This window comes from Lysobacter solisilvae, from assembly GCF_016613535.2.
Taxonomy (GTDB): domain Bacteria; phylum Pseudomonadota; class Gammaproteobacteria; order Xanthomonadales; family Xanthomonadaceae; genus Agrilutibacter; species Agrilutibacter solisilvae.
Genome location: NZ_CP071518.1, coordinates 438,287 through 462,939, shown reverse-complemented (window position 1 = coordinate 462,939; position 24,653 = coordinate 438,287). Strand labels below are relative to the sequence as shown.

22 protein-coding genes and 2 pseudogenes are annotated in these 24,653 nt (G+C 70.3%); 11 read left to right on the top strand and 13 right to left on the bottom strand.

Annotation, left to right across the window (positions count from 1 at the left end):
• The first annotated feature begins 15 nt into the window (after positions 1–15).
• Entirely contained in the window at positions 16–1,224 is a 1,209-nt protein-coding gene (locus I8J32_RS02070; protein WP_200615504.1) for a D-alanyl-D-alanine carboxypeptidase family protein, read from the top strand.
• 79 nt (positions 1,225–1,303) lie between these two features.
• Here I8J32_RS02070 and I8J32_RS02065 read toward each other — a convergent pair whose 3' ends face one another.
• The gene (locus I8J32_RS02065; RefSeq protein WP_200615505.1) at positions 1,304–2,260 is read right to left on the bottom strand and encodes a CsgG/HfaB family protein; all 957 of its coding nucleotides are present in this window, start codon (positions 2,258–2,260) and stop codon (positions 1,304–1,306) included.
• A gap of 189 nt (positions 2,261–2,449) precedes the next feature.
• On the opposite strand from I8J32_RS02065, the gene I8J32_RS02060 reads away from it, so the two are divergent.
• The 5 genes from I8J32_RS02060 to I8J32_RS17830 all read left to right on the top strand — a co-directional run bounded on the left by I8J32_RS02060 (position 2,450) and on the right by I8J32_RS17830 (position 8,067).
• Positions 2,450–2,728 carry a DUF493 family protein gene (locus I8J32_RS02060; RefSeq protein ID WP_200615506.1) on the top strand — a complete coding sequence of 93 codons (279 nt, stop codon included), beginning with the start codon at positions 2,450–2,452 and terminating at the stop codon, positions 2,726–2,728.
• Positions 2,729–2,750: 22 nt separating this feature from the next.
• The gene (gene lipB, locus I8J32_RS02055; protein WP_200615507.1) at positions 2,751–3,476 is read left to right on the top strand and encodes a lipoyl(octanoyl) transferase LipB; all 726 of its coding nucleotides are present in this window, start codon (positions 2,751–2,753) and stop codon (positions 3,474–3,476) included.
• Positions 3,477–3,528: 52 nt separating this feature from the next.
• Positions 3,529–4,545, top strand: coding sequence for a lipoyl synthase (gene lipA / locus I8J32_RS02050; RefSeq protein ID WP_200615508.1), 1,017 nt, complete (start codon positions 3,529–3,531; stop codon positions 4,543–4,545).
• Positions 4,546–4,840: 295 nt separating this feature from the next.
• Positions 4,841–7,096 (top strand): carboxy terminal-processing peptidase, encoded by a 2,256-nt coding sequence (locus I8J32_RS02045; protein WP_200615509.1) that lies wholly within the window; start codon positions 4,841–4,843, stop codon positions 7,094–7,096.
• 77 nt (positions 7,097–7,173) lie between these two features.
• Positions 7,174–8,067 (top strand): bifunctional transcriptional activator/DNA repair enzyme AdaA, encoded by an 894-nt coding sequence (locus I8J32_RS17830; RefSeq protein WP_284691294.1) that lies wholly within the window; start codon positions 7,174–7,176, stop codon positions 8,065–8,067.
• Positions 8,068–8,125: 58 nt separating this feature from the next.
• Here I8J32_RS17830 and I8J32_RS02035 read toward each other — a convergent pair whose 3' ends face one another.
• Entirely contained in the window at positions 8,126–8,623 is a 498-nt protein-coding gene (locus I8J32_RS02035) for an Lrp/AsnC family transcriptional regulator (RefSeq protein ID WP_200615510.1), read from the bottom strand.
• Between the two features lie 174 nt (positions 8,624–8,797).
• On the opposite strand from I8J32_RS02035, the gene I8J32_RS02030 reads away from it, so the two are divergent.
• The 4 genes and pseudogenes from I8J32_RS02030 (at position 8,798) to rarD (ending at position 11,995) form a co-directional block, all read left to right on the top strand.
• Positions 8,798–9,436, top strand: a complete 639-nt coding sequence (locus I8J32_RS02030) for a LysE family translocator (protein WP_245156392.1) — start codon at positions 8,798–8,800, stop codon at positions 9,434–9,436.
• Positions 9,437–9,567: 131 nt separating this feature from the next.
• Entirely contained in the window at positions 9,568–10,092 is a 525-nt protein-coding gene (locus I8J32_RS02025) for a DinB family protein (RefSeq protein ID WP_200615511.1), read from the top strand.
• Positions 10,093–10,118: 26 nt separating this feature from the next.
• Positions 10,119–11,006, top strand: a pseudogene (gene yedA, locus I8J32_RS02020) (drug/metabolite exporter YedA); the annotation flags it as partial.
• 68 nt (positions 11,007–11,074) lie between these two features.
• Positions 11,075–11,995 carry an EamA family transporter RarD gene (gene rarD, locus I8J32_RS02015; RefSeq protein WP_200615513.1) on the top strand — a complete coding sequence of 307 codons (921 nt, stop codon included), beginning with the start codon at positions 11,075–11,077 and terminating at the stop codon, positions 11,993–11,995.
• Positions 11,996–12,091: 96 nt separating this feature from the next.
• On the opposite strand, the gene I8J32_RS02010 is transcribed toward rarD, so the two are convergent.
• The 4 genes and pseudogenes from I8J32_RS02010 to I8J32_RS01995 form a co-directional block, all read right to left on the bottom strand.
• Complete coding sequence (locus I8J32_RS02010; protein ID WP_200615514.1) at positions 12,092–13,270, bottom strand: ABC transporter permease; 1,179 nt, start codon at positions 13,268–13,270, stop codon at positions 12,092–12,094.
• Between the two features lie 12 nt (positions 13,271–13,282).
• Positions 13,283–14,440 (bottom strand): ABC transporter permease, encoded by a 1,158-nt coding sequence (locus tag I8J32_RS02005; RefSeq protein WP_200615515.1) that lies wholly within the window; start codon positions 14,438–14,440, stop codon positions 13,283–13,285.
• Between the two features lie 40 nt (positions 14,441–14,480).
• Entirely contained in the window at positions 14,481–15,179 is a 699-nt protein-coding gene (locus I8J32_RS02000) for an ABC transporter ATP-binding protein (RefSeq protein ID WP_200615605.1), read from the bottom strand.
• Between the two features lie 80 nt (positions 15,180–15,259).
• A pseudogene (locus I8J32_RS01995) lies at positions 15,260–16,512 on the bottom strand (efflux RND transporter periplasmic adaptor subunit).
• A gap of 74 nt (positions 16,513–16,586) precedes the next feature.
• On the opposite strand from I8J32_RS01995, the gene I8J32_RS01990 reads away from it, so the two are divergent.
• Positions 16,587–16,844 carry a hypothetical protein gene (locus I8J32_RS01990; RefSeq protein WP_200615517.1) on the top strand — a complete coding sequence of 86 codons (258 nt, stop codon included), beginning with the start codon at positions 16,587–16,589 and terminating at the stop codon, positions 16,842–16,844.
• 75 nt (positions 16,845–16,919) lie between these two features.
• On the opposite strand, the gene I8J32_RS01985 is transcribed toward I8J32_RS01990, so the two are convergent.
• The 7 genes from I8J32_RS01985 to I8J32_RS01960 form a co-directional block, all read right to left on the bottom strand.
• Entirely contained in the window at positions 16,920–18,296 is a 1,377-nt protein-coding gene (locus I8J32_RS01985) for a leucyl aminopeptidase family protein (protein ID WP_200615518.1), read from the bottom strand.
• A complete protein-coding gene (locus I8J32_RS01980; RefSeq protein WP_200615520.1) occupies positions 18,293–19,063 on the bottom strand; it encodes an HAD family hydrolase in 771 nt (256 codons plus the stop codon). The genes I8J32_RS01985 and I8J32_RS01980 overlap by 4 nt, the downstream gene beginning before the upstream one ends.
• Before the next feature lie 106 nt (positions 19,064–19,169).
• The gene (locus I8J32_RS17435; protein ID WP_407061001.1) at positions 19,170–20,270 is read right to left on the bottom strand and encodes an AI-2E family transporter; all 1,101 of its coding nucleotides are present in this window, start codon (positions 20,268–20,270) and stop codon (positions 19,170–19,172) included.
• A gap of 164 nt (positions 20,271–20,434) precedes the next feature.
• A complete protein-coding gene (locus tag I8J32_RS17430; protein ID WP_245156391.1) occupies positions 20,435–20,992 on the bottom strand; it encodes a hypothetical protein in 558 nt (185 codons plus the stop codon).
• Positions 20,993–21,225: 233 nt separating this feature from the next.
• On the bottom strand, positions 21,226–21,819 hold the full coding sequence (locus I8J32_RS01970) for a phage holin family protein (protein ID WP_245156390.1): 594 nt from the start codon (positions 21,817–21,819) through the stop codon (positions 21,226–21,228).
• A 319-nt stretch (positions 21,820–22,138) separates the two neighbouring features.
• Entirely contained in the window at positions 22,139–22,498 is a 360-nt protein-coding gene (locus I8J32_RS01965; protein WP_200615522.1) for a hypothetical protein, read from the bottom strand.
• 223 nt (positions 22,499–22,721) lie between these two features.
• Positions 22,722–24,158 carry a Do family serine endopeptidase gene (locus I8J32_RS01960; RefSeq protein WP_200615523.1) on the bottom strand — a complete coding sequence of 479 codons (1,437 nt, stop codon included), beginning with the start codon at positions 24,156–24,158 and terminating at the stop codon, positions 22,722–22,724.
• Positions 24,159–24,653 lie beyond the last annotated feature (495 nt).

Sequence of the window (24,653 nt, the reverse complement as noted above, 5' to 3'; positions counted from 1 at the left end):
CCACCGGAGCAGTCCATGAAAGCCCGCCTCGCCCTTGCCGCCGCATTCCTCGTGACCTCGACGCTCGGCGTCGCGCTCGCGCAGTCGCCCGCGCCCGCCGCCGCCCCGGCGCCCCGGCCCGCCAGCGACGCCCTGCCGGTGCCGCCACCGCCGAAGATCACCGGCACCGCCTGGGTGCTGGTGGATTTCGCCAGCGGCAACGTCCTGGCCGGCGAGAACTACGACACCCGCCTGGAACCGGCGAGCATCACCAAGGTGATGACCAGTTACACCATCGCCGCGGAGATCGCCGGAGGCAAGGTCAAGCACACCGACCAGGTGATGATGAGCGAGAACGCGTGGCGCACCGGCGGCGCCGCGACCGAGGGCAGCTACAGCGGCTTCGAGGTCAACAAGACCGCGCCGCTGGAGCAGATGGAAAAGGGCATGGCCGTGCAGTCCGGCAACGACGCCGCGATCGCTCTGGCCGAGCATGTCGCCGGCAGCGAGGACGCCTTTGCCGCGCTGATGAACGCCTACGCCGCGCGCATCGGCATGAAGAACTCGCACTTCGTCAACGCGCACGGCCTGTCGGCCGAAGGCCACTATTCCACCGCGCACGACCTGGCCATGCTGGGACGCGCGTTCGTGCGGGACTACCCGGAAACCTACGCCTACAACAAGATCAAGGAATTCACGGTCGGGCCGATCACCCAGCCCAACCGCAACCTGCTGCTGTGGCGTGACCCGACCGTCGACGGCATCAAGACCGGCCACCATTCCGGCGCCGGCTATTGCCTGATGGCCTCGGCCAAGCGCGGCGACCAGCGCCTGATCAGCGTCGTGATGGGCTCCACGTCCGAAGCCCAGCGTGCGACCGATTCGCTGGCCCTGCTCAACTGGGGTTTCCGCTTCTTCGAGACCCACAAGCTCTACGACGCCGGCAAGGCGATCGCCAAGCAGAAGATCTGGAAGGGCGCGGCCGACGAAGTGCAGCTGGGCGTGGCCCAGCCGATGCTGGTGACGGTGCCGCGCGGGCGTTACGCGCAGCTCAAGCCGTCGATGGACCTGCCCAAGACGCTGGTCGCGCCGATCGCCAAGGGCCAGAAGATCGGCACGGTGAAGGTGATGCTGGACGGCAAGGTGATCGCGCAGCGCCCGCTGGTGGCCATCAACGCGGTCGAGGCCGGCGGGTTCTTCAAGCGCCTGTGGGACGAGTTCTGGATGTGGTGGGAATCGGACTGAGCTTCCCGGGACGCCGTGGTCCGGATGTAAAAGAAAGGCCGGCGAAAGCCGGCCTTTTCCATGCCGCGGGTGGCCGGGCTCAGCGCGCCAGTTCCACCAGCGACGAGGACACCCAGCCCTTGTTCCCCAGTTCGTCCTCGACTTCCCACATGACGCCCTGCTTCTGCCCGGTCGGGTAGAGCAGCATGCCCGGGTCCAGGTCGCGCACCACGCCCTTGCCCTGGGCATTGGTGAACAGGCGACCGGGGCGCGTCATGCTCACGGCCTGCTGGACGTTGGCGGCCGAGGCATTGGCCGGCAGGCCGCCCAGCTCGGCGACCAGGTCGCTGTAGGCCTGCAGGTAGGCCAGGGTGATCACCTGGCCCACCTCGGTGTTGCTGTAGCCGCTGGCGCCGGCGGAACCGAAGTGGCTGCCGGTCCACAGCGAGCCCGCGCCACCCCAGCCCAGGTCGGTCTTGGAGGCGTGGCCTTCGGCCATCGCCAGCTGTTCGGAGGAGCGCACGTCGGTGACGGTGAGCAGCACGTCGGCCGACTTCTTCTTCATATTGATGCCGCCGAGCACCGCGCCGGCATTGCCGCCGACCAGGCCGCCCAGCAGTCCGCCGATCGCGTTGCCGCCGGCGTTGGAGTTGGCATTGATGAGGTCGGGGACGAGCACGTAGTCGGCGGCGCGCATCTGGCCCTTGCCGATGTTGGAACGTCCGCGCAGCTCGCCGCTGGCGGCCAGGTCGCGCTCACCCTGCGCGGCGGCCAGGCCCTTGCCACGGTCGAGCAGGGTGAAACACCGGGAGCGGTTGACGAACAGCTTGATCAGCGCGGCGGGGGACTCGAGCTGGTAGCTGCTCCACCAGTGGTTTTCCGGCTCGATCACCGCGATCGCGCCCAGGTTCTTGCTGCACACCGGGATTTCGGCGGTCTTCTGCGCCTTCACTTCCTGCGCGCTGGCGGCGCGGGCGGCGGGCGTGGCGAGCACGGCGGCGATGGCCAGGCCCGTGCCAATCAGGGTGAGGGTGCTGCTGCGGAACGATGACGTCATGTGATCCTCGGTGGTGGACGCGCGACCACGCGGCGGCCCGGTCGCGGGCGCCCGTGGGCTGGCGGTTCGGGGTTGAAGCCGGTACGAAGACGCGGGCCGAATGCTGGCATAAACGCGGGAGCGGGCTGAAGTCGGCCAGCGCCGCCGCGTTCACTTGGGTTGGCGGTCCGGCGCCTCCATAATCCGGCCATGGAAATCCGATCCGACAACCCCGAGCACGGCTTCCAGTTTCCCGGCACATTCGAGCTGTCCGCCATGGGCACCGCCGACAAGGACCTGGAGACCGTGCTGCCCACGCTCCTGCTCGATGCAGGCCTCGAGGTCGTGCACGAAGCGGTGAGCTGGAAGCACTCCTCCAACGGGCGCTACGTGTCGGTCCGGATCAGCTTCCGCGCCGAGAACCGCGAGCAGTACGACCTCGCGCACCAGGTGTTGCGGGAGCATCCCGAGGTGAAGTGGACGCTGTGACCGCACGCCCCGGCCCCGCGCCATGAGCGATTCGGCAGGCGCCCTCGATCCGGTCACGGAGCTCGCGCATCGCGCACCTCCGCCGGCCTTGGTGCGCGACCTGGGCCGCCGTGCCTACGAGCCGGTGTGGCGGGCGATGCAGGCCTTCACCGATGCCCGCGGCCCCGACACGCCCGACGAGTTGTGGCTGGTCGAGCACGATCCGGTTTTCACCCTGGGCCAGGCGGGCAAACCCGAGCATGTCCTCATGCCGGGCGACATTCCGGTTCTTCATGTCGACCGCGGCGGGCAGGTCACCTACCACGGCCCGGGCCAGATCGTGCTGTACCCGCTGCTCGACCTGAAACGGCTGAAGGTGGGCGTGCGCGAATACGTCGAGCGCATCGAACAGGCGGTCATCGACACGCTTGCCGAGTGGAATATCGAGGGGTCCCGGCGCGAAGGCGCGCCCGGCATCTACGTCGGTGGCGCCAAGGTCATGGCCCTGGGCATCCGCGTCCGGCGCGGCTGCACCTTCCATGGACTGGCCTTCAACATCGCCATGGACCTGTCGCCTTTCCACCGCATCAACCCCTGCGGTTACGCCGGGCTCCAGGTGACCTCGGTGGTAGACTTGGGCGGCCCTTCCGGGCTGGATGCCGTCAAACCGGTGCTGATCGACCAGATCGCCCGACAGTTCGGACTGGCGGTGGTCATCGCCGACGCGACGGACCCCGCGCCCGCCGCGGACTTCGCTTCCGGATCCTGACGGCGCCGAACTGACGCCGCCGCGCCGCCCCGGCCCCCTGACGCCCGCCCCGATGACCGACTCCTCCGCCAAGACCATCCCGCTCGCCGTGGTGGCGACATCGACTCCGGGAGCCGCGACCCTGGAGGCGGGCGCCAAGCAGCTGGGCGGCGACAAGATCAACCGCTCGCCGGTGCAGTTCGCCGACGCGCCCGTGCTGCGCAAGCCGTCGTGGATCCGCGTGCGCATCCCCTCGGGCAACTCCGTGCAGCAGCTCAAGGCCCGCCTGCGCGAGAACCGCCTGGTGACGGTGTGCGAGGAGGCGAGCTGCCCGAACATCCACGAGTGCTTCAGCCACGGCACCGCCACTTTCATGATCCTGGGCGAGGTCTGCACCCGCCGCTGCAGTTTCTGCGACGTCGCCCACGGCCGGCCGAAGCCGCCCGATGCCTCCGAACCGCTGAGCCTGGCGACCACCGTCGCCGACATGGGCCTGAAGTACGTCGTGGTGACCAGCGTCGACCGCGATGACCTGCGCGACGGCGGCGCACAGCATTTCGTCGACTGCATCCGGGCCATCCGCGAGCACAGCCCGAAGACGAAGATCGAGACGCTCACGCCCGATTTCCGCGGCAAGGGCCGAATGGACCGCGCGCTGGAGATCTTCGCCGGCGGCCCGCCGGACGTGTTCAACCACAACATCGAGACGGTGCCGGACCTCTACACCAACGTCCGTCCGGGCGCCGACTACCAGTGGTCGCTGACCCTGCTGCAGCGCTTCAAGCAGCAGCACCCGGCGGTGCCGACCAAGAGCGGCATCATGCTGGGCCTGGGCGAGACGATGGAGCAGGTGCAGGCCACCCTGCGCGACCTGCGCGCGCACGACGTCGACATGGTCACGATCGGCCAGTACCTGCAGCCGACGCCCCACCATCATCCGGTGATGCGTTACTGGACCCCCGACGAGTTCAAGGAACTGGAAACTTTCGGCTACGCCCTGGGCTTCAGTCACGTCGCGTCCGGGCCGCTGGTGCGCTCGTCCTACCATGCCGACCGCTCGGCGATCGAAGCCGGCTTCGCGCCGGCCTGAGTCGCGCGGGGCCGCGCACTCGATTCGCGGGCGCCTGAACCGGGCCGCGTGAGCACGGCACCCGGTACCGGTGGGGTGGCACGAACGTTGCCCGCGCCACGACGGTCTTCCTGACCCGCCCTCCACCAAGCTGAACCTTTCCCGGCAGTCGTGCACGCGAGCCCCGATCGGGGCCACTTGGCACGTTTTGTCGCGTCCCGCATGCGTGACAGGGCCCGCAACTTCCGGCACTGTGGGGTTGTCGAACCCCCTGCCATTCTCGACCTGGGCAACACGGCCCGCGAAGCTCCCCACGATGAATACCAAGACTCCCCGCGCTGTCACTGTCCTGATCGCCGCCTTGCTGGCCACGCCCGTCGCGCTACTCGCCGCGGACGACGCCAGGAACACGGCCAGCCTGCCCACGCCGCCGACCAGTGACACCTCGCTGATCAAGTCGGGAGCCGGTCGCGCGTTGCCGAGTTCGGCGACCACCGACCAGACCACGGCCGCGAAACTGGCCCACGGCCTGCTGTCCGACAGCCGGTACGCGTACCGCCCGCGTCCGCTGGACGATGCGCTGTCGGCCGACATGTACAAGCGCTACCTCGAAGCGCTGGACAACGGCAAGCAGTTCTTCACCGCGCAGGACATCGCCCGGTTCGACGTCCACAAGACGAAGTTCGATGACGCGATCAAGAGCGGCAAGCTCGATCCGGCGTACGCGATCTTCGCCGTGTACCGCCAGCATTTCGAAGAGCGCGTCGCCTATGCGCGCAGCCTGCTCAAGCAGGACATCTTCCAGTTCACCGGTGCCGACCGCTTCGAGTACGACCGCGAGGACGCCCCGTGGCCGGCCGACGCCGCCGCGCTCGACGCGCTGTGGAAGCAGTCGGTCCGCAATGACTGGCTGCGCCTGAAGCTGGCCGGCAAGAAGCCCGACGACATCCGCAAGACGCTCGACAAGCGCTACCTCAACATGGCCAAGGGCGTGGCCGAGCTGAAGGGCGAGGACGTCTTCCAGACCTTCCTCAACAGCTACGCGAACTCGATCGACCCGCACACCGACTACTTCACGCCGCGCACGGCCGACAACTTCAACATGACGATGTCGCTGTCGCTGGAAGGCATCGGCGCGGTGCTGCAGAAGCAGGACGACGTCGTGGCGATCCGCGAGATCGTCCCCGGCGGTCCGGCCGGCAAGTCGGCCAAGCTCAAGCCCGGCGACCGCGTGGTCGCGGTCGGGCAGGGCTCCAGCGGCCTGATGGAGGACGTGATCGGCTGGCGCATCGACGATGTCGTGGCCAAGATCCGCGGCGCCAAGGGCACCCGCGTGCGTCTGGACGTGATCCCGGCCGAGGCCACGCTGGACAGCAAGCCGCAGCGCATCGTGCTGGTGCGCGACAAGGTGCGCCTGGAAGACCAGGCGGCCAAGTCCGAGGTCATCTCGCTCCCCGGCACCGACGGCCAGCCCGCGCGCCGCGTCGGCGTGATCAAGCTGCCCGGTTTCTACCAGGACTTCGAAGGCCGCCGCCGCAATGACGGCGACTACGCATCGGCCACCCGCGACGTCGCCAAGCTGCTGCTCAAGCTGCGCACGGAAAAGGTCGACGGCGTCGTGCTCGACCTGCGCAACAACGGCGGCGGTTCCCTGACCGAGGCGATCGAACTCACCGGCCTGTTCATCGACCGCGGTCCGGTCGTGCAGGTGCGCGAGTCCGGCGGCAAGGTCAGCGTCGAAGGCGACTCCGATGCCGGCATCGCCTGGGAAGGCCCGCTGGCGGTGCTGATCAACCGCGGTTCGGCCTCGGCCTCGGAGATCTTCGCCGGCGCCATCCAGGACTACGGCCGCGGCCTGGTGATCGGCGAGACCACCTTCGGCAAGGGCACCGTGCAGAGCCTGTTCGACCTGGACCGCTGGCCCGCCAACGAGACCGCGCGCTTCGGCCAGGTCAAGGTGACCATTGCCCAGTTCTTCCGCGTCAGCGGCGGCAGCACGCAGAACAAGGGCGTGGTGCCCGACATCGCCTACCCGGTGACCGTCGACGCCAGCGAATTCGGCGAAAGCACCTACGACAACGCCCTGCCGTGGACCCGTATCGCTTCCGTCCAGCACACCCGCTACGGCAACTTCGCCCCGCTGCTGCCCAAGCTGGAGGCCCTGCACGCCCAGCGCGTGGCCAAGGACAAGGAATTCCAGTGGTGGCGTGAGGACGTGGCCGAGTTCCGCACCGAGCGTGCGAAGAAGTCGGTCTCGCTCAACGAAGCCGAGCGCCGCGCCGAGCGCGACCGCGATGACGTCAAGCGCAAGCAGCGCCAGGAAGCCCGCAAGGCCCTGGGCCTGGCGATCGATCCGCTGGCCGACGAGAGCAGCGACGACGGCCTGGCCGCCGGCGAGCGCGACATCGCCAAGGACGCCGCCCGCGAGAAGCTCGCCGAGCAGCGCCCCGACCCCCTGCTGCGCGAATCCGCGGCGATCCTGGCCGACGCGGTACGCCTGCTCAACGCCGACCGCACGCTGTCGGCGCAGGTACTGCCGCAGGCCGCGACCCCCGGTCACTGGGCGGACTGAGGGCCGCCCGATAACCGGGCCCGGCCCTGCAGGAATCGGATAGCGGGCACCCTCGGGTGCCCGTTACCGTTTGGGCCATGGACACCTTCAACACCGAATTCAGCGCCGACCTCCACACCGCCATGCGCAAGCCTCGCCCCCTGGGGTCCGCGTCCGCCGATGCCCGCGCCATGGAACAGGCGCGGGCCATGCTCGACGTCGGCGAGCCCGGCCTGGTCGAACTGGCCCAGGCCGTGGGCATGAGCCCGACCGCGTTGCAGCGCCGCTTCACCCGCCACTTCGGGATCAGTCCCGCCCAGTACCTGGACCAGCGCAAGCTCGGCACCCTGAAGCAGGCGCTGCGCGAGGGGCACGACGTCTCGCGCGCGCTGTACGACGCCGGCTACGGGTCGCCCTCGCGCGTCTACGAAGCCGGCGCTGCGCGTCTGGGCATGACGCCGGCCCGCTACCGCGCGGGCGGCGAGGGCGAGGACATCCGCTGGAGCCTGCTCGACACCTCGCTGGGCCAGGCGCTGGTCGCCACCACGCGCCGTGGCATCTGCATGGTGGAACTGGGCCGCGATGCCGACGCACTGGAAGCCACGCTGCGCGCCGAATTCCCCAAGGCGCGGCTTGAGCGCGTGGATGCCGGGCGCGACGAGTTCCTCGCGCCACGTCTGCAGGCGGTGGCCGACGCGCTGGCCGGCCGCCCCTCGGAGGTCGCCACCGACCTGATCGGCACGGCCTTCCAGAAGCGGGTCTGGGACGCGCTCATGAAGATTCCCCGCGGCCAGACCCGCAGCTACGCCGAACTGGCCAATGCCCTGGGCGTGCCGCGCGGCGCGCGCGCCGTGGCCAGCGCCTGCGCGCACAACCGCGTGGCGATCGCCGTCCCCTGCCATCGGGTCGTGCGTGGCGACGGATCGCTGGGCGGATACCGCTGGGGGCTGCCGCTCAAGGAGCAGCTGCTGGCGCGCGAACGGGCGGCGTGACGGCCGTGGCGCGCCCGAGGAGGTCGGGTCGACTCCATCGCGCCACGGAGTTTCGGCCTCACCTGCGCCGCCGCGCCGTCGGTGGCCGCGTCGGCAGCGCAAGCCCGAGCTTCACCGGCTCGAACACCAGCCGCGTTTCGTAGCGCTTGAGGTTGTCGTCCCCGGCGAACAGCCGTTCGACCACCTCGCGGCAGTGGGCGACGCCACTGGTGGCGAGGATCACCAGGTAATCCCATTCGCCGGCCAGCACGTAGCACTGCTGCACTTCCGGCACCGCGCGGACCCGCGAGAACAGCGCGGCATGGTTGCGGGCCGACTCCCGCTCGAACTGCACCAGCACGGTGGCCAGGGTGACGGCGCCCAGCAGCGAGGGATCGAGCACCGCCACCTGCCGCATCAGGCCGCTCTCGCGGTAGCGCTTGATGCGCCGCTGCACCGCGCTGGCCGAAAGGCCCACCGCGTCGCCCAGCGCCGTGAGCGTGACGCCGGCATCGCGCTGCAGCAGCTCGAGCAGTCGGTGATCGAATTCGTCGAGGGCGAGGGGGCCGCTAGCCATGCAAAATTCTTGCGCTTATCTGCATGAATTTTCAAGCGCGATGCTCGCCGCGCCGGTAGTGTGGATCGGGTCGAAGGCGTCCGCCGCCTGCCAGTCCAAGGTTCGACGCGACCGTCTTCCCCGCACCTGCTCCCCTCCGGCCCGGATGGGGCCGGCCCGTCGTGAGGTTCCGAAGTGATCCCAGCCGAACAACTCCTGGTCTTCGCGGCGATCGCCCTGATGATGGTGCTCACGCCGGGGCCGAACATGATCTACCTGATCTCGCGGTCGATCAGCCAGGGCCCGCGCGCCGGCGTGGTGTCGCTGCTGGGCGTGGTCACCGCGCTGGTGCTGCACATGACCGCCGCCGCCGCCGGCCTCACGGCGCTGTTCATGGCGGTCCCGCTGGCCTACGAGGCGGTCAAGTTCGCCGGCGCCGCCTACCTGCTGTACCTGGCCTGGCAGGCGGTGAAGCCCGGCGCGCGATCGCCGCTGGATCCCGCACCCCTGTCGCCGGATCCGACGGGTCGCCTGTACCGCATGGGCCTGCTGACCTGCCTGCTCAACCCGAAGGTCGCGGTGCTGTACCTGTCCATCCTTCCGCAGTTCGTCGATCCCGCGCACGGCTCCGTCTTCGCACAGAGCGTTCTACTGGGTACGGTGCAAATCGCGATCAGCTTCACCTTCAATCTGATGATCGCCCTGACCGCCGCCGGCGTGTCGTCCTGGTTCGCGCGCAAACCGGCCTGGCTGGCCACGCAGCGCTGGCTCATGGGCAGCGTCCTGGGCGGCCTGGCGATGCGCATGGCGCTGGAACCGCGCCGCCTGCTGTAGCCCCCGCTGCAGCGACTGTCTTCATCGCCTGCAGTCCATCGCAGCCTCCTGCCGTCGCCTGCCGACACCGGCGACTCCCGCCACGCCGTCCATCGCCGTGGCGTCTCTCTCCCGTCCCCCGAGCGTCCCGCATGAGCAACGTCGCCTCCCTCGATCCCACCCTGCAGGCCCTGGCGGCATTCCCGCAGGTGCTGCGCGACCACTACGCCGCCATCCCCGCCGGTTTTGCGCAGTGGGCGCCGACGGCGTGGGAGGGCATCCCGAGCGAACGCTTCACGCCCATCGAGCAACTGCTGCACGTGCGCGACATCGAGCGGATCGGGTATCACGTACGGCTGGGCCGCACGCGCGACGAGGACGGCCCGTTGCTGGCCGACATCGACAGCTACGAACTGGCCGCCCAGCGCGGCTACGCCACGGCCGTCGGCGATGACGCCGCGCAGGCACTCGCCGACTTCGCCGCCGCCCGCGCCCAGACGGTGGCGATGCTGGCCGCACTGACGCCCGCGCAGCTCACGCGGCCGGCGACCTTCGAAGGTCTTGGCGCGGTCACGCTGCGGGGCCTGGTGCACCTTCTTTGCAGCCACGACCAGCAGCACCTGGCCGGCCTGCAATGGCTGCTGTCCCGCATCGACGCCCAGCGCCTCGCGGCCTGACTCTCCTCCTTCCGGTTCCCCACACCATGACCGCCTCCGCTTCGCACGCGCCCCGCGCCGCTTCCGCCCTCGCCATCGCCCTGGCGCTGGCCGCGGTGTACGTGCTGTGGGGGTCGACCTATCTGGCCATCCGCTTCGCGCTGGAAAGCTACCCGCCGTTCCTGCTCGGCGCGATCCGCATGGCCATCGCCGGCGCGCTGATGTACGCGGTACTGCGCTGGCGCGGCGCGAAGGCGCCGACGGGCAGGCAATGGCGCACGCTGGCGGTGCTGTCTATCTTCATGGTGCTGCTGTCCAACGGCCTGGTGAACCTGGCCGAGACCGAAGTCGGCTCGGGCCTGGCGGCGATCGCGGTGGCCTCGATGCCGCTGTTCGCCGGCGCGTTCGCGATGCTGCGCGGACGGCACCCGACGAAAGTCGAATGGGTGGGCACGATCATCGGCTTCCTCGGCGTGATCTGGCTCAACGCCGGCAGCGAACTGTCCGGCTCGGTCCTGGGCATGGTGTGCCTGGCCACCGCCGCCATCTCGTGGGCCTGGGGTTCGATCTGGAGCCGCGACCAGGACCTGCCGGAGCCCTTCATGTCGGCCGCCGCGCAGATGCTCGCGGGCAGCCTGTGGATGCTGGCCGCGGCGCTGGTCACCGGCGAGCGCATCACCGCCGTGCCGACGGCGCAAGCCACCGCCGCGATGCTGTACCTGGTCGTCGCCGGTTCCATCTTCGGCTTCACTGCCTACATCTGGCTGCTGCACCACGTGCGGCCGGCACTGGCGACCAGCTACGCCTACGTGAATCCGCCCATCGCCGTGTTCTTCGGCGCGATGCTGGGCGGTGAACATTTCACCGCGCACGACCTGGGCGCGATGGCGGTGATCCTGGTGGGCGTGGTGATCATCACCCTGGCCAAGGCGCGCGCCGGCGCCGCCACGCCGCCGCCGGCCACGCGACGGCCCGACGCGGCCGACGCGCGCGAGGGCGCGGCGTGACCTCCTCGCCCCGCGAGCACAGCGGCCTGTGGGTCGCCGTCGCGTCCTTCGTGCTGTGGGGGCTGATGCCGCTGTACTGGCACCTGCTCAAGAGCGTGCCCTCGCTGCAGATCGTCGCCCACCGCGTGGTGTGGAGCGCGTTGCTGGTGCTGGCCTGGCTGCTGTGGAAGCAGGGCCGCGGCTGGCTGCGCGCCGCGCTGGAGCGGCCGCGCGCGGCGTGGATGCTCGCGCTCAGCGGCACGCTGATCGGTTTCAACTGGAGCCTCTACATCTGGGCCGTCAATGCCGGCCACGTCGTCGAGAGCAGCCTGGGTTACTTCATCAATCCGCTGCTCAACGTGGTGCTGGGCGTGGCCTTCCTGCACGAACGGCTGCGGCCCGTGCAATGGGTGTCCGTCGCGCTGGCGGCGGTGGGCGTGGTGTGGCTGACCGTGCAGTTCGGGCAGCCGCCGTGGATCGCGATCTGCCTGGCGCTGTCCTTCGCGCTCTATGGCCTGCTGCGCAAGCTGCTGGCGATCGACGCGGTGGCCGGCCTGGGCGTGGAGAACCTCTACCTGTTGCTGCCCGCCCTGGTCGTGGTCATGTGGGGCGAAACGCACGGGCAGGGCGGCTTCCTGCCGCTGGGCGGCGCCGGGTGGGGCGCGGGGGCGGACGCGCTGCTGATCCTGGGCGGCGCGCTCACCGCGCTGCCATTGATCGGTTTCGCCTACGCCGTGCGGCGCGTGCCCCTGTCCGCGGTCGGCCTGCTGCAGTACATCGCGCCGACCCTGCAGTTCCTGTGCGGCGTGTTCGTCTTCCACGAAGCATTCGACACCGATCGCCTGGTCGGCTTCGCCTTCATCTGGGTGGGGCTGCTGATCTTCGCGTGCGAGGGCTGGTGGCGCCTGCGCCGCCCGGCGGTACCCGTCACCGCGTGAGTCGGCCCGACGCGGGCCCGTGTCGCACGACCACCGTCCAAATGAAAAAGCCCGGGCGTCACCGCCCGGGCTTCTGTCGTTCCAGTGGCGCCCGCGTCAACCTGCGCGCAACGCCGTGGTCACCGGCATCCGCGCCGCGCGCCACGCCGGCAGCAGTCCGCCGAAGAAGCCGATCACCAGCGAGATCACCAGACCGGTCAGCACCAGCGCCGGCGTGACCTTGAAGGCGAACACCACCTGGGTGAAGTTCTCGCCCAGCGTCGACACCGAGAAGTTGTTGAACAGCAGGTAGGCGATCAGGGCGCCCAGCGCGCCGCCGACGAAGGCCAGCACCAGCGACTCGATCATCACCGACACCAGCACCGGCCCGCCGCCAAACCCGATCGCGCGCAGGGTGGCGATCTCCTTGGCACGCGTGGCCACCGCGGCATACATCGTGTTGAGCGCGGCGAAGATCGCGCCCAGCGCCATGATGAAGGTGACCACGCCGGCCAGGAAGCCGATCTGCTTGCGGAAGTTCTTGGTCTGGCCGCTGAAGTATTCCTGCTCGCCCTTCACGTCCACGGTCAGGCGCGGATCGGTCTTGAGCTGGTCCTGCAGCGTCTTCAGCCCATTGGCGCCGTCCAGCCCCACCAGCACGGAGCTGAAACCCTGGCGGCTGAAGGTCGACTGCGCGACCTCCGCATCCGCCCACAGTTCGCTGTCGTGCGCGTCGCCGGATTCGAACACGCCCACCACCTGCCAGTCGGAGCCGCGCATGCGCAGGGTCTTGCCGATCTCCGCGCCCTGGAACTGGCGGGTGACGCCGCGGCCCACGATCAGCTCGCGCAGGCCGGTGCGGAACTTGCGGCCCTGCACGATCTTCAGCTGCGGCCGCAGCGCGAACGCGTTGGCGTCCACGCCGCGCACGGTGATGTTGGCGCCGTTCTTCTCGTCACCCTGGCGCACCAGTTCGGCGATGACGATCATCTCGCCCGAGGCCAGCGGCTTGCCGTCGGCGCCCTTGCGCACGCCCGCGGCCTGCTTGATCAGGGTGACCGAGTCGCGGTCCAGGCCGGAGTTAAGCTCGGTGTCCGACCCGCCGCGCAGGACGATCGCGTTGTCGGTGCGGCCGGTGGCCGAGAGCGTCTTGTCGAAGCCCGCGGCCATGGCCAGCAGCGCGGTGAACACCGCGACCACGCCGGCCAGGCCGACGACGATCACCAGCGACGAGGCCCAGCGCTCGGGGATGCTTTTCAGGTTCAGGCCGGTGATGGCCATGATTTGGCTCAGCATGATGTGTTCTCCTCAGCGTCCGGCCAGCGCATCGACGATCTTCAGGCGGCGCGCGCGCAGCGCCGGCAGCAGGCCCACGGCCAGGGTCATCAGCACGATCGTGGCAAGGCCGGTCATCCACACCCAGCCATTGACGCTCAGCGCGAACTGGCCGCCGGTGCCCTTCTCGATCATCGCGCCGAACAGCGTCGCGATGGACATGCCCACCAGGCCGCCGAACAGGCACAACGCGCCGGCCTCGGCGAGCACGAACCACAACACGGTCCCGTCGGAGAAGCCCAGCGTCTTGAGCACCGCCAGCTCCGGGATCCGCTCGCGCACGCTCTGCGCCATGGTGTTGCCCACCACCAGCAGCAGGGTGAAGAACACCGCGAACAGGATCCAGCGCACGATCATCCCGATGTCGCCGATCTGCTTGATGAAGCCGATGTTGAAGTCCTTCTCGGTCTGGGTCTTGGTCTCGTCGGGCGAGTTCTCGAACATCGCGTCGATCGTGCGGCTGACCTTCTCGGCCTGGTTGGTGTCGGCCAGCTTGATCATGAAGAAGTTGGTGCGGCCGTGGCTGAACTGGTTGGCCTCGTCGAAGTACTCGTGGTTGATGAAGACCGCGTTGGTCTGCTTCTGCCAGTTCTCGTCGGAGCCGTCGTAGATGCCGACCAGGTCGAACGCCCAGGCCTTGCTGCCGTCCTTCTGCGGATAGATGTTGGAGCGGATCGGGATCTTCTGGCCGATCTTCCAGCCGTACTGGTCGGCGAGGATGCGCCCGGCGACCATGCCGGTGCGGGTGTTGGCGAAGGCCTTCCACTGGGCCTCGGGCATCACCCATTCCGGATACACCTCGTGCTGGCGCATCGGGTCCACGGCGAACACGAACAGCGGGGTGTTCTCCTGCCACACGCCGCCGAACCACTGCATGTGCGCCACGCGCGCCACGCCGGGCACGCTCTCGATCTTGGGCAGCATGCTCAGCGGGATGGGCTGGGTGAACGACACCCGCGCCTGGGTGGCGAGGCGGGTGGCGCCGATGAAGTCGGCGCCCGCGTCGAAGATGTGGTTCACCGACTGCAGCAGGCCGAACAGCAGGAAGGCCATGATCACCGACAGCAGGGTCAGGATCGTGCGGGTCTTCTTGCGGAACAGGTTGGCGAATACGAATCCGGTCTTGGTCATGCTCCGATCCTCCGGGAAGCGCGCGAAGTGGCGGCGCGCATCACGCGCCCACGGCCTGTTCGGCGAGACGGCCCTTGTCCAGGTGCAGGGTGCGCTTGGCGTACTCGGCCGCAAGCGGGTCGTGGGTGACCATCACGATGGTCTTGCCATGGTCGCGGTTGAGCGCCTGCAGCAGCCGCAGGATCTCGTCGGCCGTGGTGCGGTCCAGGTCGCCGGTGGGTTCGTCGCAGACCAGCAGGTGGGGGTCGGACACGATCGCGCGGGCGATCGCGACGCGCTGCTCCTGGCCGCCGGAGAGCTCGCGCGGCTTGTGCTTGGCACGGTCGGCCAGGCCGACCACCTGCAGCGCGATCTCCACGCTCTTGCGGCGCTGCGCGGCGTTCAGCGGCGTCAGCAGCAACGGCAGCTCCACATTGCCTTCGGCGGTCAGCACCGGCATCAGGTTGTAGAACTGGAACACGAAGCCGACGTTGTGGCTGCGCCACTTGGCCAGCTGGTTGCCCTTGAGCTGGTCGATGCGCTGGCCGTCCACCGTGATCTCGCCGGCGCTGGGCGTATCCAGCCCGCCGATCAGGTTGAGCAGGGTGGTCTTGCCCGAGCCCGACGGGCCCATCAGCGCGACGAAGTCGCCGCGCGGCACGTCGATGCTCAGGCCATGCAGGACCTCGACCTTCTGCCGGCCGCGCTCGTACGACTTGGTGACGTTGCGGATCCGGATCATCGCGTCGTGCTGACTCATGTCGTTCATTGCGGGCCTCGATGGGTGTTTGAGAGTTCGCTTGTTCGTGCACGGGGCGCCGCTGACGGGGCCCCGGGTCATTACTCGGATTCGGCGATCCGCACCGCGTCGCCGTCCTTCAGCGTCGCCGGGGGGCTCGAGGATCACGGCGTCGCCCGCGGCAACCCCCGCCAGCACCTGGCGGTCCTCGCCCAGGGTGCCGCCCAGGCGCACGGCGTGGCGCTCGGCCTTACCGTCGCGCAGCACGAAGACGATGTCCTGGCCGCCGTCCTTGCGCAGCGCGGCGACCGGCACCTGCGTGCGCGGGGCGGCCTGTGCGGCGGTGGCCTTCGCCTCGTCCTGGCCGGGCTGCTCGAGGAACGACACGCGCACGCCCATGTCCGGCACGATCCGCGCATCGCGGCTCTTGAGCGCGATGCGCACCTTGACCGTCGCCTTGGCGCGGTCGGCGGTGGGGAATGATGGCGATGACCTCGGCGGGAATGCGCCAGTCCGGGTAGGCGTTGAGTACCGCTTCGACCGGCATCTTCGGCTGCACGCGGCCGATGTAGGCCTCGCTGACGTCGACTTCCACCTCAAGCGAATCCATGTCGACGATGGTGCCGATGCCGGTGCGGGTGAAGCCGCCGCCGGCCGACAGCGGCGAGACGATCTCGCCCGGCTGCGCGGCCTTGGCGATCACCACGCCGGCGAAGGGCGCGCGCACCACCGTGTTGTCCACGCCCTGCTCGGCGAGCCGCAGCTGGCCGCCGGCCACCTGGGCGTTGCGCTGCGCGGTGATCACCTGCGCGCGCAGGGCGTCGCGCTGGGCGACGGCCTGGTCGTACTGGGCCTGCGACACGAGCTGCTGCTTCACCAGCCCGCCCAGGCGGGTGGCGTTGGCTTCGGCCTCGTGCAGCTGCGCCTGCATGTTCCCGATCTGGCTGCGCGCGGCGCCCACCTGCGCGGCGGCGAGGTCGCGCTGCGCATCGGCTTCGATCGGGTCCAGCGTCGCCATCACCTGGCCGGCGTCCACGTGCTGGCCTTCCTCGATCAGCACCTCGCGCACCTTGCCGGTGATCTTGGCCGACACCGTTGCCATGCGCCGGGCGACGACATAACCCGTGGCGTCCAGCACGGAGGCGCTGCCGCCGGCCCCGCTGGTCGCGGTGACCGTCGCGGTGCGCACTTCCACCGCGTCGTCGCCTGCGAACAGCGCGTAGCCCACGCCGCCCAGGACGAGCACGCCCGCGGCGATGCCCAGCCCGAGCCACAGCGCGCGCCGGTTCGTCGCCGGGGGCGGTGCGCTGCGGTCGATGCGCAGTCCCTTGAGCAGGTCAGCGGAGTTGTTCATTGCGAGCCTTCATCCTGAGGTCGTGCCCGGCGCCGTGATGCCGGGGCGGATCATGCCGGGTGCGGATCGTGCCGGTGCAGATCGTGCTGGTGCAGATCGTGCCCGTGCAGATCGTGCCGGCTAAAAGCGGCCGCCAGTGTGCGGCGGTGCACGGCGCGCTCCAACCTGCCGGAAGTCAGTTTCCGGCGAGCGGCACCGCCGCCGGCAGCGCAGCGTACGAGATGCACGTGCCCTGCGCATCCGACGCTGTCACGGCACGCGATGCCGACGACGACGCACACCCGGGGCGGCCGTATTGTGCGCCGGCACGACGGATGTCGCACGCGCAATAGCCGCGTCCGGCCTTCCACGCTGCCCGCCGCCGGCCTCTTGCCAGCCGGCAGACTACCCGTCGAACCTCGCCCGGCTCAGAGCCCGGCTTGCGCTTTGAGCAGCGCGTACGCCGAGCGCAGGCCCTGGGCCTCGCCGCCGGCCGGTCGGCCGGGGCGGTCGCTGTCGTTCCAGCTGTAGACGTCCAGGTGCGCCCACTTCTGGTCCACCGGCACGAAGCGCTGCAGGTACAGCGCCGCGGTGATGCTGCCGGCCATCTTCGACGGGCCGGCGTTGGCGATGTCGGCCACGGTGCTGGACAGGTAGCGCCAGTACGGCCGCCACAGCGGCATCCGCCACAGCGGGTCGCGCAGGCGGATGCCCGCATCCAGCCATTGCTGCGCGAGCGCATCGTCGTTGGCGTACAGCGCCGGCAGGTCGGGGCCCAGCGCGATGCGCGCCGCGCCGGTGAGCGTGGCGAAATCCACCAGCAGCGCAGGCTTGTCCTCGGCGGCCCAGGCCAGCGCGTCGCACAGCACCACGCGGCCTTCGGCGTCGGTGTTGTCGATCTCCACGCTGACGCCGGCGCGCGTGGCCACCACTTCGCCGGGGCGGTACGAGTTCGGTCCGACGGCGTTCTCCACCGCCGGCACCAGCAGGGTGATGCGCAGCGGCAGCTTGCGCGCCATCACCAGTTCGGCGAGGGCGATGGCATGCGCCGCGCCGCCCATGTCCTTCTTCATGTTGCGCATGCCGTCGGCCGGCTTGATGTCCAGCCCGCCCGTATCGAAGCACACGCCCTTGCCGACGATCGCCACGTGCGGGTGCGCGGCATCGCCCCAGCGCAGCGCGATCATGCGCGGCGCACGGTGCGAGGCCCGTCCCACCGCGTGGATCGCGGGGAAGTTGCGGGTGAGCAGGTCGTCGCCGCTGATCACCTCGATCGCCGCGCCGAAGCGCTCGCCGATCTCGCAGCACACCTGCTCGAGCTGGTCCGGTCCCATGTGCTCGGTGGGCGTGTTGACCAGGTCGCGCACGCGCACGCAGGCGGCGGCCTGGTCCAGCGCGTCGGCGGCGTCGCCCTCCAGCACCAGCCGCGCGGGCGTGCGCACCGCCGTCTTGTAGCGGCTGAAGCGGTAGCTGCCCAGGGCCCAGCCCAGTTGCAGCGCGGCCAGCGCGTCGGCCCCCGGCGTGGCGGCCAGCCGCCAGTCGCGCGGGGGCAATGCGAACGGCGCATGCGCGTAGGACATCGGATCGAACGGGTCACCCACGCCCAGCACGGCGGCGGCGATGCCGCCGTCGGCCGCGGGCACGCTCAGCGCCATCCCGGCCGACCCGTCGAATCCCTGCGCCTGCAGCCAGGTGGCGGTCGCCGCGGGTTGCCCGTCGCGCCAGGCGGCGAAGTCGTGGCGCCCCACGATGTGGAGGGGCAGGGCGTCCGTGCCGTCGAGGGTGAAACCGGGCAGCAGGTTCATGCGGCGGCGATATCCATGGAAGGGCGTGTCGAGTCCAGCCAGTCGGCCAGCGCGGTGAGGCAGGTCATGTGCAGGTCGGGCGCGATCTGCGCCAGGGGCCATTCGCGCCCCTCGCGGTTGAGCCAGCAGGTACGCAGGCCGGCCTGCGCGGCGCCGACCACGTCCATCTCGATGTCGTCGCCCACGTGCAGCACCTGGGCCGGCGGCAGGCCCAGCCGCTCGCACGCGGCCAGGAAAATGCTGGCGTCGGGCTTGGGCGCGCCGTGTTCGCGCGCGCCGAGCTGGAAACTGAAATGGCCGTGCACGCCGATCCGGGTCAGGTCGGCGTTGCCGTTGCTCAGCGCGGCCAGCGGCACGTGCGCGGCCAGGCGGGCGAGCGCGGGCAGCACGTCGGGGTAGAACTCCACCCGGTTGCGTTCGGCGAAAAAGGCTTCGAAGGCCGCGTCGGCGTGGACATCGGGGTCGTCACCGGCCTGGCGCATCGCGTGTTCCAGCGTCATCCGGCGCATCGCGCTGAAGTCGTGGACCAGGTGCGGGTGCTGGGCGTTGAGCTGGTCGCGCAGCGCACGCATGGCCGGGAGCGGAAAGCGCGCGGCGGTGCGCGGGCAGTGCGCGGCGAGCCAGTCGTGCATCACGGTCTCGACCCGCGCGCCGATCGGGGCGAAGGGCCACAGCGTGTCGTCGAGGTCCAGGGTGATGGCGCGCACCGGGAAGGCCTGGCCGGGGACGGGCCGGAGGTCGGGGTGCGCGGGGACGGGTGACGGCATGGACGCCATTCTAGCCGAGCCCGTTGGCACGGTCTTTGCCGCCGGTACGCGCCGCGGTGGCGTCGGGCGGACGGTCGAGCCGTCCGCCGCGGCGCCTACGGTCGTGCTATTCCAGCAGCCGCGCCCAGCCGTCCATGCCCTCGATGCGTTCGAGCACCAGCTTGACGCACACCAGCAGCGGCACCGCCAGCAGCAGGCCGACGATGCCCCACAGCGTGCCGAACACCATCAGGGCCACGATCAGCACCAGTGGCGACAGGCGCATGCGCCGGCCCAGGACGATGGGGGTGATGATCTGGCCTTCCAGCGTGTGCAGCACCAGGTAGATGCCCGCCGGCGCCAGCGCCATCCAGTCGTCGAACGTGGTCAGTCCGATCAGCAGCATGATGCCGATGCCCAGCAGCGGGCCCACGTAGGGCGCGAAGTTGAGGATCGCCGCCATCGTGCCCCACAACAGCGCTTCGGGCAGCGGCATCTCCAGCAGGACCAGGCAGATGGCGAACACCAGGCCGACCACCGCGTTGATCAGGCTGATGGTGAATACGTATCGCGACAGCTCCTGCTCCATCGACTGCAGGATCTCCACCGTGAGCCGTTTCTGCTGGCGGCTGTGCAGCAGCGCGATCGCGTTGCGCTGCAGGTTCTCGCCATAGACCATGAAGAAGAAGGTCAGCAGCACCACCGCCAGGATCGACGCCGCCATGCGCGGGGTTTCGGTGAGCGTGCGGTAGGGATCGTGCACCTGCGTGCGCACGACCTGCACCGGCTTGGACTCGCCGCCGGCTGCGGTGGCGATGTTCTCGGCCACCTTGTTGGCCTCCTGCATCGGCTTGGCCATCTGCCGCAGCTTGGGCGTGATCTCGCGCATTTCCTTGGGCACCTGGCGCACCCACTCGGAGGCCGGCTCGATCAGCTGGTTGACCAGCGCGCCGGCGAGGAACAGGCCGCCGGCCAGCACCAGCAGCGCGCCCAGGAAGCGGGGAATCCACAACCGGCGCAGCGTGCGGATGATCGGATTGCCAACCAGCGAGAAGAACAGCGCGAGCAGGATCGGCAGGACCAGGCCCTGCGCCGCCCACAACGCGGCGGCCAGCAGCAGGGTCGCGATCAGCAGCGCGGCGCGCGAGGACTGCGGACGTTCGAACGGCGGCGGCTCGTTGGGCAGCTGGCGGTCGTCGTCGCCCTCGATCAGGCCTTCGTCCGGCAGCAGCTCTTCGAGCAGGCCCTCACCGGGTGCGGAATCGTCCAGATCGTCCGCGTCGTCCGCGCCAGCCGGCTCGCCGGCCTCGGCGGTGCGTGCGCGCGTCGGCGGGCCGGCGTCCGGGCCGGCCGGCGCCTGGGTTTCGCGGTGGTCCTGGCGGGCGGCCACGGTCAGGGCTGCCTGCGCTGCGGCGACGGCGTGCCCGCGGGGCCGGTCGCCACCGCGGGGCTGTCGGCCGGCGTCGGCGCCGACGCGGCCGCCGCCTGCATGGCATCGCGCACGGCGTCTTCGGCGTTGGCGTCCGCGTGCGGGTCGTCGGGCGCGTGCGGCGGATCGGTGGTCACGGTGCGGGTACCGCCCATCGGTCCGCCCCGCGCATCGGGATGGGCCACCGCGGCTTCCGGCGCGACCGCGTCGGCCACGTTCTCGGCGGTTTCCGCCGCGTGTTCGGCCTGGTCGGCGGCGACCTTCGCCGAACCGCCGGCGAACAGCCCCGACATCATGGTCACCAGTTGCATGATCTGGCCGCTGCGCGCGGCGGTCTTGAGCGGCTGCACCCGACCGGTCACGAAGCCGGCGGCCAGGCCCGCCAGCACGATGCGGCCCGGCGTCCACGCCGCCAGCCATTCCAGCTTGATCTGCTCCCACTGCGCGCTGGCCTTGCGCTCCTTCGCCTCCAGCGCCGTTTCGGCCTGCTGCACCTTGGTAATGAGTTGCTTGAATCCCATGGGATGGCTCGCTGGCGGCAGGTGTTCGGCGGAGGGTCGTGGTTCGGGCGGAGCAGGAACTGTTGGTGGATCGGCGGCAGCGCACGGCCGCAAGGATCGGCCGCGTGGACCCGCGTCCCTGCCCGCGTGTGTCGCATGCGCGACGATGAAGCGTGGTCCGTGACGATCGTACTGCGCGCATCGCCGTCGCCGACCCGGCCCCGCGCCGCGTGTTCAGGGCGCGGGCGGCAGCGCTACGGTGGCGTGACGTCGATCCCCAGTCCCTTCTTCGGCGGCGCGTCCCCGTTGTCGCTGGCATCGGTGACCACTTCGGCCGCGGCCTCGGCGGTGGCGCCCGAACCGGGTTCGGGCATGAAGTCCGACAATTCGCCGATGCCCAGCCGCGCCAGCTGCCGGCGCGTGGCCTGCAGGCGGGTGTGTTCGAAGTAGCGCATGCCCAGCCAGCCGCCGATGCCGGTCGCGATCAGGCTCAGCACCGCGCACAGGCCCAGCGCCATCACCCACGACCAGCCCAGGCCGAAGTGCAGCGCGGCGATCAGGGTGGCCATCATCAGCAGCCAGGCCGAAGCGCCGAAGGCGATCGCCACGCCGGTGAATGCCAGGGTGCGGCCGAACGCGCTGCGGGCGAGGGAAATATCGGCGCTGATCAGGATGCGCAGCGCCTTGGCCGCGTCGTTGGCGGCCGACAGGCCGGCCTTGCCGCTCTGTCCGAGCGCACGCAGCGAGTCGGCCAGGTCGGGCGCCGGACCGGCGGGCGGCTCGTTCGGCGGCGCATGCGAAGGCCCTTGCGACGGGCGTTGCGGGGAATCTGGGCCGGGCTCTTGCATGGGGCCTCGAGGAGTCGGGGGCACGGCGGTGATCATGCCTGTTTAAGAGCACGCCCTTTCAAGAGCATGCCTGCTTAAGAGCACGCTCTTTCAACAGCATGCCTCTTCAACAGCATGCCTCTTCAACAGCATGCCTCTTCAACAGCATGCCTCTTCAACGCATGCATCTTTACAACATGGGCGCTTGGGACATGCCTTGGGATCTTGCGTCTCCGATCATGCCTCGCGCCGCCGCCCGATGGGCCGACGCGCCGACGCCGCGCCCGGCCAGCTGGCGGAGCGCGGATGTCGCAGCACGAAGAGGGATCGCTGGCGGCGCTTAGCGGTCGCCGCCGCGCGCGAGCTTGGCGATGATCCAGCCCGCGGCGAAGGCCACGCCGAACGAGGCGAGCGGGCGTTCGCGGATCAGTTCGGACGCGCTGTCGATCAGGTCGCGGCCCTTGTCCATCAGCGCGTCCATCTGTTCGCGGGCGGCGCCGCCGGCGTGCTCGGCCGCGCCGATGCCGGCCAGCGCGCCGTCGGCCAGGTCGGCCTTGACGTTGGCCTTGCCCAGGCGGAGTTCATCGGCCGCGGCCACGGCCGCGTTGCGCAGCGCATCGCCGGTATCGACGGCCGCCTGGCGCATGTGGCCGCCGGCCTCGGTGAGATTGGACTTCATGCCTTCGGTGCTGTTGCTCATGGGACGCTCCTGACCAGCCTTCATTGGGAAAACGCTCTGATGCGGCCGCTGTTGCCGGCCCACCGTTGCCGCGTACACGGGGCCGCGGCCGGGTGTCCGCAGCGGGTGTCGCCCGCATCGGACACGGGAACGCCTGATGCCCGTGTGAGGGTGCCCCAGCATGCGCCGCGATCACGGGTGTCGCCACCCGTGACCCGCGCCACCACGCAACCCCATACGTGTCTCACTGCATCAGCAGGTCGCCCTGGCGGCCGCTGCGGACCACGCGAAGCACCAACTGTGCCGGGGCCGGCGTGAAGCTGGCGCGGAAGCCCGGCAGGTCGTCGAAGCTGCCGGCGCTGGCGGCAACGATCACGTCGCCCTTCTGCAGGCCGTTGCGGGCCGCCCGGCTGCCGCGGGCCACGGCCTCGACCAGCACGCCGCCGGCGCCGGACTGCCGCAGCGAGGCGGGCAGCTCGGCGATGGTGGCGCCGTCCAGGCGCGGATCGAGCTCGGTGCCGGCCAGCGTCCGCGGCTGTTCGCGCAGGCCGGTGCCCAGCTGCAGCGCCTTGCCGTCGCGCAGCACGTCGAGGGTGACCCGGCTGCCCACCGCCTGCAGGCCCTCGAAGTTGCGCAGCGCGTTGCGGTCGTCGATGCGCTCGCCGTTGGCCGCCAGGATGACGTCGCCCACCCGCACGCCCGCCTGCGCGGCGGCCGAGCCGGCGAACACCCGCGTGACCACCGCGCCGCGGGTTTCGGACAGGCCCATGCCCTGGGCGATGCGCGCATCGACGTCCTGCGTCTCCAGGCCCAGCGTGCCGCGGCGGACTTCGCCGGTCGCCACCAGCTGGCCCATCACGTCGCGGGCCAGCTTCACCGGGATGGCGAAGCCCAGGCCGATGTTGCCGGCCATTGAGCCGCGCGGATTGAAGCTGGCGGTGTTGATGCCGACCAGCGCGCCTTCCAGGTTGACCAGCGCGCCGCCGGAATTGCCCGGGTTGATCGACGCGTCGGTCTGGATGAAGTTCTGGTAGCCCAGCCCGCGCAGGCCGCTGCGGCCCACGGCCGAGACGATGCCCGAGGTCACCGTCTGCCCGATCCCGAACGGGTTGCCGACGGCGACGACGAAGTCGCCCACGCGCAGCTCGGTGGTGTCGGCGAAGGTGATCGCGCTCAGGTTCGGCGCCTGCACGCGCATCACCGCGATGTCGGTATCCGGGTCGCTGCCGACGAATTCGGCCTTGAGCGTGCGGCCGTCGCTGAGCGTCACCGATACCTCGTCGGCGCCTTCGATCACGTGGTGGTTGGTCAGCACCAGCCCGCGCGCCGCGTCTACGATGACGCCCGAGCCCAGCGACTCGTTGATCCGTTCCTGGCTCAGCTCGGGGAACATGCGGCGGAAGAAGGGGTCCCCGGCGAACGGGCTCACCCGCACGCGCTGCTTGGTGTGCACGCTGACCACGGCGGGCGTGACCCGCGCCAGCATCGGCGCCAGCGAGGGCAGGGGCGTGGTGCCCACGGCCGCGGGCAGCGCGGCAATGGCGGGGGCCTGCGTGGCGGCGCCGGGCGAGGCCAGCGCGGGTGACTCGAGCGCATCACGCATCGCGGTGGCGGCAAAGCCACCGAAGGCGGCGGCGCAGGACAGGGCGATCAGGGTCTTGTGGGCGGGGGTCAGGCGCATGGCGGCTGGCTCGGCTGGAAAGGGTGGAAGAGAGGGCTGGAACAAGGCGGGTGACTCGATGCCTGCAAGATCGCGGCGTTCGCGCCGGTTTCAAGCGGGGGGCGGGTTCCACGCGCACGGCATGCGCGCGCGGCCCCGCAGGCCCGACCGGCCGAGTGTCTCCATCGGCCTCCGAACCGGGGATGAAAGCGTGGGGGTGAACTCCTTCCCCCGCCATCAGGTTCGCGGCGACCTGCTGCCCCCATCCCAACCTTCCCCCGCGAAGCGGGGGAAGGAGCAAGTCGATCAGCCCCCTCCCCCGCTTCGCGGGGGAGGGTTGGGGTGGGGGACAGGTCGCGTCGCAATTCGAAAGGCGAGTGGAATCAGCCCCTTCCCCCGCTTCGCGGGGGAGGGTTGGGGTGGGGGACAGGTCGCGTCGCAATTCGAAAGGCGAGTGGAATCAACTCCCTCCCCCGCTTCGCGGGGGAGGGTTGGGGTGGGGGACAGGTCGCGTCG